Raw genomic sequence first — 16,013 nt, forward strand, 5'->3', positions numbered from 1 at the left:
TGTAATAATTGAAGTGTTAAAATTCATGTTGTCGTTGTGTACTTTGTACACCGTAAAGTAGAAGAATATTTTTTTAAAATGCAAATGTTTTTTGAATTTTATTTGAAAACTTTCAATAAAACGTCAAATCGGATGAAATACCCATATATTTTGAACTGAAAACCGATATGGATTAATATCAATTTGAGAGCTGAAGTAATTGTATAAAGACAATTTCAGCTGATTAACTGGAAAAACATTTGTGGATTCTGGCCCTGTTATGAATCTTAATTAAAAATCAACTCATGAGATTCACTAAATTTCTTTTCCTTCTTATTCCATTTTCAATGTTTGGTTTATCTTCCTATTCGCAAACAAATACGCCGATAAGAATGGTTTCCGTAGGCCCAAAGACATCTAATTCACCACTTTGGCTGGTGGTTTTGAAAAATAAAACTTACATTTTGGATAGCCCAGGCGTAGCCGGAAGAATTAATCCCGATTATATTGAAAATATGAAGGTTTTGAAAGATGCGGCGGCAACAGCAATATATGGAAGCAGAGCGATGAACGGAGTAATTATAATCACCCTTAAAAAAGAAAAAGCAAGGAAAGAATACAGAAGATTAAAACCGTATTTAAGCAAGGTCTGAATTTCATTAAATAATTTTTAAGCTGCTTCAACCATTTACGTTTTTCATTTTACATTCTTTTCCAACGCTTATTCATACCTTTGCAGCAAATATGCAGGGCTTAGTTATTAAATCTACCGGTAGCTGGTATAGTGTTTTAGCCGATGGTGGTGAGCGCTACGATTGCCGTATTGTAGGTAAATTCAGGATGAAAGGTATCCAGACAACCAATCCAATTGCAGTTGGCGACCGGGTAAAATTTGATCTGGAACGTGATGGTTTACAGGGGATTATTAACGAATTGTTGCCACGTAGAAATTACATTATCCGTAAGTCTATTAACCTGAGCAAGCAGGCACAAATTCTGGCTGCAAACCTGGATATGGCTATTTTAGTCGTTACATTGGCTTCTCCGCGTACTTCATTAGGATTTATTGACCGTTTTTTAGTTACAGCTGAGGCTTATGATGTACCTGCGGTTCTGGTATTTAACAAACTTGATTTATTTAGTAAGGAGGGCTTAGAAATTCTACAGGAATTTAAAGCCATTTATGAAACCATCGGGTATCCTTGCTATGAGGTTTCTGCACTTAAAGGAATCAATATACCTGTTATTCAGGAATTAATTACCAATAAGATTACCCTCATTTCCGGCCATTCCGGTGTTGGAAAATCCAGTTTAATTAATGCGCTTTTACCTGATCGTGATTTAAGAACAGGTGAAGTTTCTGACTGGAGTGATAAAGGGCAGCACACCACAACTTTTGCAGAGATGTTTGAATTGCCGCAAGGTGGTTTTATTGTAGATACACCCGGAATCAGAGAACTGGGTGTTATTGATATCGAAAAAGAAGAACTGGGCCATTTCTTTCCTGAAATCTTTAAAACTTCTCATAATTGCCGTTTTAACAACTGCCGTCATGTTAACGAGCCTGGCTGCGCTGTTTTAGAGGCCGTTAACGAAGGTGAAATTGCGGTTTCGAGATACGAAAGCTATTTGAGCATTTATCATGGAAACGACACCAGGCATTAATGGAGTCAGAAGTCGGAAGTCCGAAGATATGGTGTGATAGAACACCTCTTAATTGAACCAACGAATTATATTAAAAACCTTTGCTTAAAAAATAAAGAAATGAAATTCAAATTAGGAGATTTTGTTCGTTTTGTTGATGAAAAACGGGAGGGATATGTAACCAAAATTATCGATAACCAAACTTTGGGCGTAACAGATAGTGATGGCTTCGAAATTCCGGTTGCAGTAAGTAATTTAACTTCGGTGCATGGTCATGGATCAGTTGCTGAAGACGAAGATACACCAAAACCAATTGCAGTGAATGTACCTGCAATAAATAAAATCGAAAACGGGATTTACCTTGCTGTAGCTACAGATGATAAGGTTGGTAACGTAGTCCATTTTCATTTGCAAAATCAAACCCCAACTATTTTACTTACAAGTTTAACAACCGGGCGTAAAGATAAATATGCGGGTGCTTTTTATGGCATGCTCGAAGCACATCAATCAACTTTAGTTTATTCTGCTTCTATTCCCGATCTGGATATCTGGCCTGAATTTAATTTTCAGTTTTTAATGTTTAGCAAAGCTGATGTTAAACCTGCAGAACCTTTAGTAGTAAAAAAGAAATTCAGGGCAAAAGATTTTAGCACCGATCAGAAAGAATTGCCACAATTGAAACATAAAGGTTGGTTAATCAGACTGGATGAGCAAGCTCCGGTTATTGATGCTCAAAAGTTAAAGGAAAGCTTTTATAAATCTGCTGCCCAAGAGAAAACGGTCAATGTCCCTGAAAAGGAAATTGATTTACATATTGAAAAGTTAAGAGATGACCATCATTTTTTAGAGGCTGATGAAATGCTTCAAATTCAGCTGGCTCATTTTCAAAATGCTTTAGATGCGGCTATTGTTCATCATTTTGACAAAATTATTTTTATCCATGGGAGTGGAAACGGAACATTAAGGGATAAAATTCATAAACTCATCAGCAAAAATCCACATATAAAAACCTACATGGACGCCCGCAAAGAAAAATTTGGGTATGGTGCTACAGAAGTTATCTTTAAATAAGATAAGCATCTCAATGAGGTGCGGTTATCTATAACATGATGTGATTAACCGGCAAATGCGAAAAAGCTTAAGAAATTGAGGTATGCTTTTTGCGATAATCAAATTTCTTTTTATAAAAGATTAAAACTAGCTTTGCCGCTAATTAATGAAACACCTCGTTACCATATCGCTTGTATTTTTTAGCTTAACACATTTGGCAAAAGCCGAACGTGTTGAAGGGCTGAGGATATTAAATGAATATTGTAAAGAACACAAAATCAGTGTAAATACCACTGGTGAAACCTCTGTTCAGCTTAATGAACACCGTAATCCTTATCTTTTATCCTACACCAGACTTGCTTTAATTGGTACTCAACCTCAATTAAAAACTGCAAAATATGTAAGTGTAAATCAGGTTATTGCCGATTTAACGATTAGGAAAAAACCAAAGAACAACAGCCCCTAGTTGTCTTTTCTCAAAAGGTCTTTTATAAGATTTTGAAGCCCATTTTATACTTGCAACTGCCAAACTGACTTGCAAAGAGTGGTGGCGTGGTTGTTGTAACACACCAATTTTTTAATAATAAATACGATTTAAAATATAATGTTAGGATTTTTAGCCAAGATTTTCGGAAGTAAATCAGAAAGAGATATAAAGAGCATACAGCCACTGGTTGTTAAAATAAATGAAGAATATGCTAAGCTTTCTTCAATAGATAATGATGAGCTGCGTGCTAAAACAATAGAGTTTAAAGGTAGAATTTCTACTTTTTTAAGCAATATAGATGCAAAAATTACAGCATTGAAAGTTGATGCCGAAAGTGAAGAATTAGATCTTCACCAAAAAACAGCATTGTACGATCAGGTTGATGCATTGGGTAAAGAACGCGATGCTGAACTGGAAAAAGTACTTTTGGAAATTCTTCCGGAAGCATTTGCTGTGATTAAAGAAACTTCCCGCCGCTTAAGCGAAAACGACTTTTTAGAAGTAACCGCAACTCAGTTTGACCGCGATTATGCTGCACGTAAAAACAATGTTAAAATTGTTGGCGATAAAGCACAATGGGCCAATAAATGGGATGCTGCGGGTACCGAAGTGGCCTGGAACATGGTACACTACGATGTACAGTTAATTGGTGGTATTGTTTTACACAGTGGTAAAATTGCCGAAATGGCTACCGGTGAGGGTAAAACCCTTGTAAGTACATTGCCGGCATATTTAAATGCTTTAGCTGGTCAGGGAGTTCACATCGTTACCGTGAATGATTACCTTGCCCGCCGTGATAGTGAGTGGAACGGTCCTTTATTCGAGTTTCATGGTTTAAGCGTAGATTGTATTGATAAACACGAGCCAAACTCTGAAGAAAGAAGAAAAGCTTACGCTGCGGATATCACTTACGGAACAAATAATGAGTTCGGTTTTGATTACCTGCGTGACAATATGTCGCAGACGCCAGATCAACTGGTGCAGCGCAAATTGCATTTTGCAATGGTGGATGAGGTCGATTCAGTTTTAATTGATGATGCACGTACTCCTTTAATTATTTCTGGCCCTATTCCACACGGCGATCAGCACGAATTTTATGAGTTAAAGCCACGTATTGAGCGTTTGGTTAATGCACAAAAAGCATATGTTACCCAGGCTTTAAATGAAGCCAAAAAATTAATCAACGCTGGTAACTCCGGAACGGAAGAAGGCGAAGGCGGTTTAGCATTATTACGTGCTTATCGCGGTTTGCCAAAAAATAAAGCTTTAATTAAATTTTTAAGTGAAAGTGGTGTTCGTGGTTTATTGTTAAAAACAGAAAATCACTATATGGCAGATCAATCTAAGAATATGCCTAAGGTAGATTCGGAACTGTTCTTCTATATCGATGAAAAAAATAACCAGGTAGAATTAACGGAAAAAGGTATTGAATTAATTACCCAATCTGGAGAAGACCCTCATTTCTTCGTATTACCTGATGTAGGTACTGAAGTAGCCGAGTTAGAGAAATCTGACCTTCCTTTGGAAGAAAAAGTAATTACAAAAGATGCTTTGATGCGTGATTATTCTGTTAAAGCAGAGCGTATTCACTCGGTAAATCAATTGCTAAAAGCTTATACTTTATTCGAGATTGATGTTGAATACATTATTGATGAAGGCAAAATTAAAATCGTTGATGAGCAAACCGGTCGTATTATGGATGGTCGCCGTTACTCAGACGGTTTACACCAGGCAATTGAGGCTAAAGAAAATGTTAAAGTTGAAGATGCTACGCAAACTTATGCAACGGTAACACTTCAAAACTATTTCCGTATGTACCACAAACTTTGCGGTATGACGGGTACTGCAACTACAGAAGCAGGTGAGTTTTGGTCTATTTATAAATTAGACGTAGTTGAAATTCCAACCAACAGAAATATTTCAAGAAGAGATGAACAGGATTACGTTTACCGTACTGTTCGTGAAAAATACAATGCAGTTGCAGCAGAAATTCAATTTTTGGTTTTCCCATATTCACATTACGAAACAGAGTATGAGTTAGACAAAGAAGGAAATGCAAAACAAAAAGATGGTAAGCCAATTGTTAGATACGATGCTACGGGCAGAGCGGTACCTAAGCTTGATGCGAAAGGTGCGTTAATTCCAGCAGTTAATCCCCAAACAGGTGAGTTGGAGCCAAAAGCAGGTCGCCCGGTATTGGTGGGTACCACATCAGTAGAAATTTCGGAATTATTAAGCCGTATGCTTAAACTTCGTGGAATTAAACACAATGTATTAAATGCTAAAATGCACCAGAAAGAAGCCGACATCGTTGCTGAAGCTGGTCAGGCAGGTACGGTAACCATTGCAACCAATATGGCTGGTCGTGGTACGGATATTAAATTAGGTGCAGGTGTTAAAGAAGCAGGTGGTTTAGCCATTGTGGGTACCGAGCGTCACGAATCCCGTCGTGTCGACAGACAGTTACGTGGTCGTGCAGGTCGTCAGGGTGATCCGGGTTCATCTCAGTTCTTCGTTTCATTAGAAGATAATTTAATGCGTTTATTTGGTTCAGAGCGTATTTCTGGCATCATGGTTCGTATGGGTATTGAAGATGGCGAAGTAATTCAGCACTCTATGATTACCAAATCTATTGAGCGTGCCCAAAAGAAAGTAGAAGAAAATAACTTTGGTATCCGTAAACGTTTATTGGAGTACGATGATGTGATGAACTCACAACGTACGGTTATTTATACTAAACGTAAAAATGCCTTATTCGGCGAGCGTTTGGATGTAGATATGAACAATATGGTTTTCGATGTTGCTGAAGATATCGTTACCGAGTATAAACAGGAAGCAAACTACGACGGCTTTAAATTAGAGGTGATTAAAAACTTCTCATTTGATACCGCCATTACTGAGAAAGAATTTTCATCATCAAACATTACGCAGTTAACTGAGCAATTATTTGATGAAGCTGAATCATTCTATGCCCGTAAATCAGATGCAATTATCCAGCAATCATTACCGGTTTTAAAACAGGTTTTTGAAGAACGTGGTAATCATATCGAACAAATTGTTGTTCCTTTTACTGACGGTATCCGCGGAATCCAGGTTGCTGTAGATTTAAAGAAAGCAATTGATAATAAAGGAAAAGAAGTGGTTCGTTCATTCGAAAAAACAATTGTTCTGGCCTTAATTGATGACAACTGGAAAGAGCATTTACGTGAAATGGACGATTTAAAACAATCAGTTCAAAATGCAGTTTACGAACAAAAAGATCCATTGGTTATTTATAAAATGGAAGCTTTTAACTTATTTAAAAGCATGCTGAATGCCGTGAATAAAGAAGTTGTAAGTTTCTTATATAAAGGTGGTATTCCGGTACAGCAGGAAGCTGAGCAAGTTAGAGAAGCTCCGGCACCACAAAAACAACCTAAGTTACAAACAACCAAACAAGAGTTTGGAAGAGAAGAACCTGGTGTTGAATTTGGCGATACCCGTGAAGCAGTTCCTCAGCAGCCGATTCGCAAAGAAGCAACCGTTGGCCGTAACGAACCTTGCCCTTGTGGTAGCGGTAAGAAATACAAGAATTGCCACGGAGCGAATTTGTAATTTGCTTAACCCATAAAGAATGCCGAATTTTGCAAGAAGTTCGGCATTCTTGTTTTTAAAACATTTTTGCATGCCGGATGTAATACCATCATGAAAACAATTTACGTACTAATATTTAGCCTGCTTCTTTTTAAAGCCTCTTTTGCCCAAAAAGGAGAAGTAACCGTTATAAAAGATCCTTTAATTGATAGTTTAATTGCTAAAAGAATCGAAGTTTACAAATCATCCGGAGAAGTTAAACCCAATAAGGCTATTGTTTCTTCCTATGGCTACCGGGTGCAGATTTTTTATGGATCGGACCGGAGAGAAGTTTTTAATGAACAAGCCCGGTTTAAGAACAGTTATCCAAAGGTAAATACCTATATCGTTTATAAAGAGCCGAATTACTATATACGCGTTGGAGATTTCAGAACAAGACTGGAAGCACAACGGTTAATGAATGAACTCAGACCAAATTTCCCTACATTATTTATTTTCAGGGAGAAAATTAATGCACCCAATTTAGATACCACCACTGATGATCAAAGATAAAATTAAAGATTTAGCCGGAACCATTTTTAACGATGTTGTCGGTTATCGCCGCCATATTCATTCCAATCCCGAACTATCATTTAAAGAATTTGAAACCTCTTTGTTCATAAAAGAAAAGTTAACTAAATGGGGTATTGAATTTATCGATTGTGCCAATACAGGAGTAGTTGGGTTAATCAAAGGAAATAAACCTTCTGAAAAAGTAATTGCCTTGCGTGCAGATATGGACGCTTTGCCTATACATGAGGCCAATGATAAGCCTTACCGCTCAAAAAATCAAGGAATAATGCATGCATGCGGACATGATGTGCACAGTTCTTCACTTTTGGGTACTGCTTATATTCTTAATCAGCTTAAAGACGATTTCGGTGGAACTATTAAATTAATTTTCCAGCCGGCAGAAGAATTATTGCCAGGAGGCGCAAGCATCATGATTAAAGAAGGTGTGTTGGAAAACCCTAAACCTGATACAATTGTTGGTCAACACGTAATGCCTTTGATTGATGCAGGTAAAGTTGGTTTCCGTTCAGGTATTTATATGGCTTCAACGGATGAATTATATGTTACCGTAACCGGAAAAGGCGGCCATGGTGCACAACCACATCAAAATATTGACCCTGTTGTAATTGCTTCTCATATTATTATTGCGCTACAACAAATTGTTAGCCGCAATGCAGATCCCCGCCTACCATCCGTTTTATCTTTTGGTAAAGTTATTGCCAATGGTGCCACCAATATTATTCCTAACGAAGTTAAAATTGAAGGTACTTTCAGAACGCTTGACGAAAACTGGCGTGCTGAAGCGCATGTGCGCATGAAGAAAATGGCAGAAGGCATGGCCGAGAGCATGGGCGGAAGCTGCGACTTCGATATTCATAAAGGTTATCCGTTTTTAATTAATGAAGAAAAACTGACGGCAAATGCCAGAAGTTTTGCAGAAGACTTTTTAGGTAAGGAAAATGTAATTGATCTGGATATTTGGATGGCTGCAGAAGATTTTTCTTTTTACTCACAAGTAACGGATGCTTGTTTTTACCGCTTAGGGACAGGAAATGCGGCAAAAGATACGCAGCATTCGGTACACACACCAAAGTTTGATATAGATGAAGATGCACTTAAAATATCAACCGGTTTAATGGCTTACATTGCAGTAAAACAATTAGGCAATTAATGTAATGGTAAGGCTGAATAAGTAAATCATTAATAACTGTTCTGCCTTACCTCAAACAATTCCATTTTCCTTTGGCTTTATTTTTGTATTTAGACAAGCACATGAAAAAAATATTTTTGTTTCTATTATTAACGCCACTCTTTTTCAAAGGTTATAGTCAGGAAATTAATCGTTTCAATCCCGATACCATAAAAACGATAACGCTTGATTCTACGGTAAACATTAAGGCCGAGCGCTTAAATATCGAAACTTTTATCAATGCCATTATAAACGATACTACTTTTTATCAGTCTTTCAGAGATATGAAACGTTATAGTTTTATTGCAGAAAACCGCATTTATACCTATGATAAAAAGAATAAGGTAGATGGCCGTATTTATCGAAAACTTAGGCACAACAATAGTGGCCCTTATAAAATAGAATACCTGGTTAAGCAGGATACCGGCAAAGTTTTTAAGAAAAACGGTAAGTATCAGTTGTATACTGTAGAAATGTTTGATTACATTTTTATGAATGCCTACAGTACTGATTTCGTGAAAAATGCACCAATGGATGGCAAAAAAGGTGGCACTACAAATGAAGGATATAAAGAAAAACTTAAAACCTTAATTTTTAATCCCGGTCGCCCGGTAAAAGGCATTCCATTTATTGGCAGCAAAACCGAAATTTTTACGGCTAATATGCGCCAGTATTATGATTATGGATTTACCAGTGGAACTTATCTGGATTCTATCCCCGTTTACAGGTTTAAGGTTTCTGTTAAGCCAGAATTAAGCAGCTGGACAAAAGACGGAATCATGATTAAAGAACTGGTGACCATTTTCGATAAACGTAATTTTAATATTCTTGGTCGTTATGTAGACATGAAATACAGCAATATGCTGTTTGATTTTGATGTACAAATGAACATTGAAATGGGCTACTTTGGCGAAGATAAACTGCCCACAAAAATTACCTATCAGGGAAACTGGAACGTGCCGCTTAAAAAAGAGGAAAGAGCAAGTTTTCTGATTTTGCATAAAGATTATAAGCTGGAGAAGACCAAATAAGGATTTAATAAGGGCTAAAAGATTTATTATCTTTAAACGTTTTAATTAAATCTCAATCCATGTATTCACGCCATTCCTTAAAAATAAATTTATTTTTTGCTTTAATTGCCTTTTCAATTAGCGGTTTAAAAGCGCAGGTATTAACTTCAAAGCAAATTGACAGCATTTCTGAAAAGGTTTTAACAACTTTCGATGTTCCTGGATTAGCAGTTGCGATAGTAAAAGATGGAAAAGTTATTCATGCTAAAGGTTATGGCGTTCGTTCCTTAAAATCGGCCCAAAAAGTTGATGAAAATACTCTTTTCGGGATTGCATCCAACACTAAAGCATTTACCGCTGCAGGATTGGCTATACTAATAGATGAGAAGAAATTAACCTGGGATACAAAGGTTACCGATGTCATTCCGGAGTTTAAAATGTTCGATCCCTATGTTACTGCCGAATTTACCATCAGAGATTTGCTTTCGCACAGAAGTGGTTTAGGTTTGGGCGCTGGCGATTTAATGATCTGGCCGGATTCTTCGACCGTTTCTAAAAAACAAATCATCCATAATTTAAGGTATTTAAAACCGGTTTCGAGTTTCCGTACCAAATGGGATTACGATAATTTATTGTATATCGTAGCCGGAGAGGTGATAGAGCGGGTTGGCGGAATGAAATATGAAGATTTTATCGAAACCAGAATTATGCAGCCATTGGGCATGACCAAAAGTGCCTTGTCGTTTAACCGTTTAAAGGATAAAACCAATATTATCGATGCTCATGCTCCGGTAAATGGCAAAATTACAGCTATCCCTAAAGATTTTACTGAAAACAGCAATGCTGCGGGGGGAATCAATACCAGCGTTAACGATTTGAGTAAATGGGTAATTACACAGCTTAATGGTGGTAAGTATGGCGAAAAATTAGATAAAACTTTATTCAGCCGGTCTGCACAAAACCAAATGTGGACTTTACACAGCATTATTCCGGCTGGAAAAGGTTTATATAACAGGCATTTCTTTGGTTATGGTTTGGGTTGGTTTTTGAGTGATGAAAAAGGAAATCTTGTTGCAGAACATACGGGTGGTTTAGCCGGGATGGTAAGTGAAGTAACTTTAATTCCTGAAATGAAATTAGGGATTATCGTTTTAACCAACCAACAGGCTGGCGGTGCATTTAGTGCCATTACGCAATCAATTAAAGATGGATATTACGGCGTGACTGGAAAAGACAGGATTACCGAGCAGGTTCAGAATGTAAAAGCGGAAGTGGATTACGCAAAAAAAGTAACAGATAAAATTTGGGGAGATATTGCTGCCGAACAAAAAAACGTTACAAATAAAGTAGAAACGAAAAAGTATTCAGGAACCTATTCTGATATTTGGTTTGGCGAAGCAATCATTAGCGAGCAGAATGGCAAAATGCATTTTCAGGCTAAAAATTCTCCGAAATTAAAGGGAGATATGGTTTACTATAAAGGAAATACTTTCATTGTAAAATGGTATGACAGAAGTTTGGATGCCGACGCTTTTGTCAATTTCTCATTGGATAACGATGCAATTCCAAATGGATTTAAAATGGAAGCGATTTCGCCTTTAACCGATTTTAGTTTTGATTTTCAGGATCTTGATTTTAAGAAAAATGACCAGAAATAATTGAACCACAAAGAATATAAATTATGAAAACCCTATTTAAAACCAGTATTCTACTTTGTATCTGCTTAATTTCTTTAACAGCAATGACCTATAAACCAAAACGCATTATCTTTTTTGGTGATTCTATTACCCAGCAAGGTGTATCGGCTAACGGATACGTAACTTTGATTAAAAAAGCATTAGATTCTACAAAATACAACGTTACCGGCGCCGGAATTGGTGGTAATAAAGTTTACGATTTATATTTGCGGCTGGAAGATGATGTGCTGAATAAAAAACCTGATTTGGTGGTTATTTATGTAGGCATTAATGATGTTTGGCACAAACAATCTTCGCATACCGGAACCGACTATGATAAATATTTAAAATTTTATCAGGCGTTAATCAATAAAATTCAGGGGGTGGGCAGCAAGGTTGTATTGTGTACGCCTTCGGTTGTGGGAGAGAAAAAAGACGGCTCGAATGAACTCGATGCCGATTTAAATAAATATGCTGCGGGCATTAGAGAGCTGGCCGCTAAAAATAACCTCCCTCTTTGTGATTTAAGGAAGGTTTTTACAGAATATGAAGCTAAAAATAATCCTGAAGATAAAGAAAAGGGTATTTTAACCGTTGATAGAGTACACTTAAATGATGTTGGTAATAAACTGGTTGCCGATCAGTTGTTGCCGTTGGTAAAATAATTTTCTAAAAGCAATCTTTCTGAAAATTAAGAAGAAGAGAATTTAATAAGTGGTAAAAAGGAATAACAAAGAATAAAAAGATTGCTTCGTTATGCTTTGAGCAATAACGAATGAAGTTAAAATATGATCAACCGCGAAACGATAGATAAGATAATGGATACCGCCCGTATTGAGGAGGTAGTAGGGGATTTTGTGCACTTAAAAAAACGCGGAACCAGTTTAATTGGTAATTGTCCTTTCCATGGAGAGAAAACACCCTCATTCCACGTATCGGTTACCAAAGGTATTTATAAATGTTTTGGTTGTGGTAAAGGCGGAGATTCCGTTCGTTTTATCATGGACCATGAAAAATATTCCTATCCGGAAGCGCTTAAATTTTTAGCGAATAAATATAATATTGAGGTTGCTGAAACAGAACTAACGCCTCAGGATGCCGAAGCGCAAAGTGCAAAGGAGAGTCTTTATATTGTTTCGCAGTACGCCGCTACCTTTTTTGTAAAACAACTTTGGGAAACTGACGAAGGTAAAGCCATTGGGTTGAGCTATTTTAAAGAGCGTGGTTTTAGAGAAGACATCCTCAAAAAATTTGAAGTGGGTTATTCGCCTGACGTTTGGGATGCCATGACTCAAAGCGCCGTTAACAGCGGGCATAATCTTGAATTTCTGGAGCAAACCGGTTTATCTATAAAAAATGATAAAGGCAAAATTTACGACCGTTTCCGTGGCCGGGTTATGTTTCCTATACATAATTTTACAGGCCGTGTTATTGGTTTTGGTGGTCGTACCTTAAAAACCGATAAAAATGTTCCTAAATATGTAAACTCGCCCGAGAGTGAAATTTATCATAAATCGAATGTATTGTATGGCCTTTTTCACGCTAAAAAAGCCATCCGGGATTTAGATAACTGTTACCTGGCAGAAGGTTATGCCGATGTACTTTCGGTGCATCAGGCCGGAGTAGAAAACGTTGTAGCCTCTTCCGGAACTTCGTTAACCACCGAACAAATTAAACTGATTGGTCGTTTTACCCAAAATGTAACCATCTTGTTTGATGGGGATGCCGCAGGTATAAAGGCCTCTTTACGTGGCTTGGATATGATTCTGGAAGAAGGACTAAATGTAAAAATTGTCTCTTTTCCAGATGGACATGATCCGGATTCCTATATGCATCATGTGGGTGCGGGCGCCTTTAAAATCTACATTGAAAATAACAGAAAAGATTTTATCCTGTACAAAGCCAATGTACTGTTAAAAGAAGCAGGTAGTGATCCGATTAAGAGAGCAGGGATCATCCGCGATATTGTCGAAAGTATTGCGAAAATCCCCGACCCGATCAAGGCTTCGGTGTTTATCAGGGAGTGCAGCAGTTTACTTGAGATTGAGGAGCGCATTCTGCTAACGGAATTGAATAAAATGCGTTCGGCGAAGCTTAAAAAGAGCTTTCCTTCTAATAGTAATTCCTATTCAAACAACAACCCCTATTCATCAGGTGCGCCTGAGGCTCTTGGACCACCAGATAATCTTTGGGATGATGGTGCGGGACCGGATGGAATAACTGAAGAAGTTGATGTTAACGAACATCAGGAAAAGGAAATAATACGCCTTCTGTTGGCTTATGGGCACGAATTTGTAAACTGGGACAATATTGATGATATGTACATTGGCTCTTTTGTGATGCAAAATCTGGCCGATGTTGAGTTTACTGATCCGCTTTGCAAAAAAATCATTGATTATTATAAAATAGAAATTGAGGATGGCCGCTTGCCAACTGCAAACCATTTTATAAAACATGAAGACAGGGCCATTGCCGATTTAGCCATTACACTTTCTACTTCACCTTATTCGCTAAGTGAAAATTGGCTGAACAAACATCTTATTTATGTTAAAGATGAATCTTCGAATTTAAAAGCCACTATTTTGGGTGGAATTTTTCATTTGAAGAAAAGAAAGGTAGATGAAATTTTAACTTCACTTTTGAAAGAAATTAAAGAAGAGAAAGATGGGGATAACCAAGCGATTTTAATGCAGCGTTATGCAACCATTAAAAATGTGGAAAGAGACATTTCAAAATTTTTAGGCTCGGTAATCGTAAAATAAAATCGCCAAATGGCAATCCATAATGATTTAGGCAGGCAGGGAGAAAGTATTGCAAAGCACTATTTTGAAGCTAATGAATACGAGATTTTAGATGAAAACTGGACGTATGGCAAGGCCGAAATAGATTTAATTGTTTATAAAAACGGCTTAATGGTTTTTGTAGAGGTAAAATCCAGAAGTTCGGTTGCATTTGGCCGGCCGGAAGAATTTGTAGACCGGACGAAGCAAAAACAAATGGAACTGGCTTCGCTTGCTTATATTGAAATGATGAATCATCAAAATGAAATTCGCTTTGATGTAGTCGCCATCCTGTTTACAAAAGATCATAATTATACACTAAAACATATTGAAGATGCATTTTGGCCAGAAGGTTAAACAAATTAGAAATACTTTTTTTATAGGGGCTACAATTGCATTGGTTAGTGCCTGTCATCCGGAAACCACCACCAGTTACAGAAGTTTTATAACCCCTGAATCGGGTACTAACGTAGCCTTAGGAAAAGAGCTTGATGTTAATATCCAGTTTGGGAAAGATAAACCTGTAGATTCTGTTGTTTACCTGATTGATACTGCGAGAATAGTTTCTCAAAAAGATACATCAGATATCAAACTGAAAACAGACGGCTTTAAAATGGGCAGCCACCTGATCACAGCAAAAATTTATGGTGGCGGCCAGTCAGAAGATTTGACGGCTAATATTAATATTTTAGCAGCACAGGCACCCGCTGAATATACTTATAAAGTTATTAAAACATTGCCGCATGATACTTCATCTTATGTTGAAGGCCTTGAATATCATGATGGATTCTTTTACGAAAGCGCAGGAAGTTATGGTTTTTCCAGTTTAAGAAAAGTTAATGTAAATACCGGAAAGGTTATACAAAAAACAGATTTGGATAAAAAATACTTTGGAGAAGGTATTACGGTTATCGGAAATAAAATTATTCAGTTAACCTACCGCGAAAAAGTGGGTTTTGTTTATGATAAAGCAACCTTTAAAAAACTGGCAGAATTTCCATATGTAGCCGGAGGAGAAGGCTGGGGACTGGCATTTGACGGGGAGAAGGTTTTAAATACAGATGGCTCTAATACCATCTTCTTTCTGGATAAAAATACCTACAATAAAATTGGATCGATTGATGTTTTTGATCATAAGGGAAGAATTGACAACCTGAACGAATTGGAATATATTGATGGAAAAATCTATGCAAATGTTTACACCACCAATAATATCTTAATTATTAATCCTGAAACGGGGGCCGTAGAAGGTAAAATAGATCTTTCCGGTCTTTTACCTCAGGGTTATTTTAAAATGGAAGATGAAATTGCAAATAATGTACTCAATGGAATTGCTTATGATCAAGCAGGAAAGCGATTATTTGTAACCGGTAAGAAATGGCCAACTATTTTTCAGATACAGATCGTTAAAAAATAAAATTGCATATCCTTTAAGCTTGTCGAAAAATCTATTTTAACAAATCATTTCGACAAGCTCAATGCGACCCTTTCTATTTAATTTCTTTTTTCTTTGGCTCACTGATGTAACCATTAAAAGTAATGGGCTGCTTGTTTACACTGCTGGCATTTAAAGTTGCATATCCATTAGTAGAAACATTAAGTGTTAACCTGTAATTCTCTCTTTTTACGTCTTTGGTATTAATTTGAATGGTATAGCTCCCTTTTTTACTTTTAGATTCCTGATAAGTAAAATCCTTTGAAGTAAATTTTATACCACCTTCTGTCGGATCCATTGGGGCATTAAAAGAACGGCCATAATAAGGAAGGTAAGCAACAATACTATCAGGTGTTATTTTTAAATCATATTGAGCACCCGATAAATTAATAGTACCTGCACTTTGCCCACCTGGCATTTTTGTCATAATTCTGGAAATTTCCATGCTAGCCATTGCCATGGCTGAATTTGCAATAAAAATAAAATTTTTATCACCCACAATCCTTACGGTTGTTTCTTTATCGGTTTGGGCAAAACCCTGAGCCGTTACTGCAATTAGCAAAACGCTCATCAGATATTTTAAATGTTTCATATTCAATTGTATGTGTTTAACAATTTAATGATGCTGAAAGTGTTAA

Annotated in this window: 14 protein-coding genes; 13 read left to right on the forward strand and 1 reads right to left on the reverse strand. The window is 36.9% G+C overall.

All coding sequences use genetic code 11. From position 1 onward, the window contains the following. Positions 1 to 284: 284 nt before the first annotated feature. The 13 genes from O0955_RS14260 to O0955_RS14320 all read left to right on the forward strand — a co-directional run bounded on the left by O0955_RS14260 (position 285) and on the right by O0955_RS14320 (position 15,357). The gene (locus O0955_RS14260) at positions 285 to 632 is read left to right on the forward strand and encodes a TonB-dependent receptor plug domain-containing protein (protein WP_269428227.1); all 348 of its coding nucleotides are present in this window, start codon (positions 285 to 287) and stop codon (positions 630 to 632) included. 91 nt (positions 633 to 723) lie between these two features. Beyond that, on the forward strand, positions 724 to 1,644 hold the full coding sequence (rsgA, locus tag O0955_RS14265; protein WP_269428228.1) for a ribosome small subunit-dependent GTPase A: 921 nt from the start codon (positions 724 to 726) through the stop codon (positions 1,642 to 1,644). 99 nt (positions 1,645 to 1,743) lie between these two features. Further along, positions 1,744 to 2,694 carry a Smr/MutS family protein gene (locus O0955_RS14270; protein ID WP_269428229.1) on the forward strand — a complete coding sequence of 317 codons (951 nt, stop codon included), beginning with the start codon at positions 1,744 to 1,746 and terminating at the stop codon, positions 2,692 to 2,694. Between the two features lie 145 nt (positions 2,695 to 2,839). After that, positions 2,840 to 3,139: a hypothetical protein gene (locus O0955_RS14275; protein WP_269428230.1), complete on the forward strand. Its 300-nt coding sequence runs from the start codon at positions 2,840 to 2,842 to the stop codon at positions 3,137 to 3,139. Positions 3,140 to 3,277: 138 nt separating this feature from the next. Next, positions 3,278 to 6,754, forward strand: a complete 3,477-nt coding sequence (locus O0955_RS14280; protein WP_269428231.1) for a preprotein translocase subunit SecA — start codon at positions 3,278 to 3,280, stop codon at positions 6,752 to 6,754. Between the two features lie 90 nt (positions 6,755 to 6,844). Beyond that, complete coding sequence (locus O0955_RS14285; protein ID WP_269428232.1) at positions 6,845 to 7,285, forward strand: SPOR domain-containing protein; 441 nt, start codon at positions 6,845 to 6,847, stop codon at positions 7,283 to 7,285. Further along, the gene (locus O0955_RS14290) at positions 7,272 to 8,456 is read left to right on the forward strand and encodes a M20 metallopeptidase family protein (RefSeq protein WP_269428233.1); all 1,185 of its coding nucleotides are present in this window, start codon (positions 7,272 to 7,274) and stop codon (positions 8,454 to 8,456) included. The genes O0955_RS14285 and O0955_RS14290 overlap by 14 nt, the downstream gene beginning before the upstream one ends. A gap of 101 nt (positions 8,457 to 8,557) precedes the next feature. Next, positions 8,558 to 9,505, forward strand: coding sequence for a hypothetical protein (locus O0955_RS14295; protein ID WP_269428234.1), 948 nt, complete (start codon positions 8,558 to 8,560; stop codon positions 9,503 to 9,505). Positions 9,506 to 9,564: 59 nt separating this feature from the next. Continuing rightward, positions 9,565 to 11,142, forward strand: a complete 1,578-nt coding sequence (locus tag O0955_RS14300) for a serine hydrolase (protein ID WP_269428235.1) — start codon at positions 9,565 to 9,567, stop codon at positions 11,140 to 11,142. 23 nt (positions 11,143 to 11,165) lie between these two features. Continuing rightward, a complete protein-coding gene (locus tag O0955_RS14305) occupies positions 11,166 to 11,825 on the forward strand; it encodes an SGNH/GDSL hydrolase family protein (protein ID WP_269428236.1) in 660 nt (219 codons plus the stop codon). Between the two features lie 123 nt (positions 11,826 to 11,948). Beyond that, the gene (dnaG, locus tag O0955_RS14310) at positions 11,949 to 13,922 is read left to right on the forward strand and encodes a DNA primase (protein ID WP_269428237.1); all 1,974 of its coding nucleotides are present in this window, start codon (positions 11,949 to 11,951) and stop codon (positions 13,920 to 13,922) included. Between the two features lie 9 nt (positions 13,923 to 13,931). After that, positions 13,932 to 14,297, forward strand: coding sequence for a YraN family protein (locus tag O0955_RS14315; protein ID WP_269428238.1), 366 nt, complete (start codon positions 13,932 to 13,934; stop codon positions 14,295 to 14,297). Further along, complete coding sequence (locus O0955_RS14320) at positions 14,275 to 15,357, forward strand: glutaminyl-peptide cyclotransferase (protein WP_269428239.1); 1,083 nt, start codon at positions 14,275 to 14,277, stop codon at positions 15,355 to 15,357. The genes O0955_RS14315 and O0955_RS14320 overlap by 23 nt, the downstream gene beginning before the upstream one ends. 73 nt (positions 15,358 to 15,430) lie before the next feature. Here the strand turns inward: O0955_RS14320 and O0955_RS14325 are convergent, their stop codons facing one another. After that, positions 15,431 to 15,967 carry a DUF4251 domain-containing protein gene (locus O0955_RS14325; protein WP_269428240.1) on the reverse strand — a complete coding sequence of 179 codons (537 nt, stop codon included), beginning with the start codon at positions 15,965 to 15,967 and terminating at the stop codon, positions 15,431 to 15,433. Between the last annotated feature and the right edge of the window lie 46 nt (positions 15,968 to 16,013).

The organism is Pedobacter punctiformis, assembly GCF_027213715.1.
GTDB lineage: Bacteria > Bacteroidota > Bacteroidia > Sphingobacteriales > Sphingobacteriaceae > Pedobacter > Pedobacter punctiformis.

Bases quoted from the DNA above. Each gene is read 5' to 3' on its own strand.
- O0955_RS14260 (WP_269428227.1), top strand. From the start codon at position 285: ATGAGATTCACTAAATTTCTTTTCCTTCTTATTCCATTTTCAATGTTT.
- rsgA (WP_269428228.1), top strand. From the start codon at position 724: ATGCAGGGCTTAGTTATTAAATCTACCGGTAGCTGGTATAGTGTTTTA.
- O0955_RS14270 (WP_269428229.1), top strand. From the start codon at position 1,744: ATGAAATTCAAATTAGGAGATTTTGTTCGTTTTGTTGATGAAAAACGG.
- O0955_RS14275 (WP_269428230.1), top strand. From the start codon at position 2,840: ATGAAACACCTCGTTACCATATCGCTTGTATTTTTTAGCTTAACACAT.
- O0955_RS14280 (WP_269428231.1), top strand. From the start codon at position 3,278: ATGTTAGGATTTTTAGCCAAGATTTTCGGAAGTAAATCAGAAAGAGAT.
- O0955_RS14285 (WP_269428232.1), top strand. From the start codon at position 6,845: ATGAAAACAATTTACGTACTAATATTTAGCCTGCTTCTTTTTAAAGCC.
- O0955_RS14290 (WP_269428233.1), top strand. From the start codon at position 7,272: ATGATCAAAGATAAAATTAAAGATTTAGCCGGAACCATTTTTAACGAT.
- O0955_RS14295 (WP_269428234.1), top strand. From the start codon at position 8,558: ATGAAAAAAATATTTTTGTTTCTATTATTAACGCCACTCTTTTTCAAA.
- O0955_RS14300 (WP_269428235.1), top strand. From the start codon at position 9,565: ATGTATTCACGCCATTCCTTAAAAATAAATTTATTTTTTGCTTTAATT.
- O0955_RS14305 (WP_269428236.1), top strand. From the start codon at position 11,166: ATGAAAACCCTATTTAAAACCAGTATTCTACTTTGTATCTGCTTAATT.
- dnaG (WP_269428237.1), top strand. From the start codon at position 11,949: ATGATCAACCGCGAAACGATAGATAAGATAATGGATACCGCCCGTATT.
- O0955_RS14315 (WP_269428238.1), top strand. From the start codon at position 13,932: ATGGCAATCCATAATGATTTAGGCAGGCAGGGAGAAAGTATTGCAAAG.
- O0955_RS14320 (WP_269428239.1), top strand. From the start codon at position 14,275: ATGCATTTTGGCCAGAAGGTTAAACAAATTAGAAATACTTTTTTTATA.
- O0955_RS14325 (WP_269428240.1), bottom strand. From the start codon at position 15,967: ATGAAACATTTAAAATATCTGATGAGCGTTTTGCTAATTGCAGTAACG.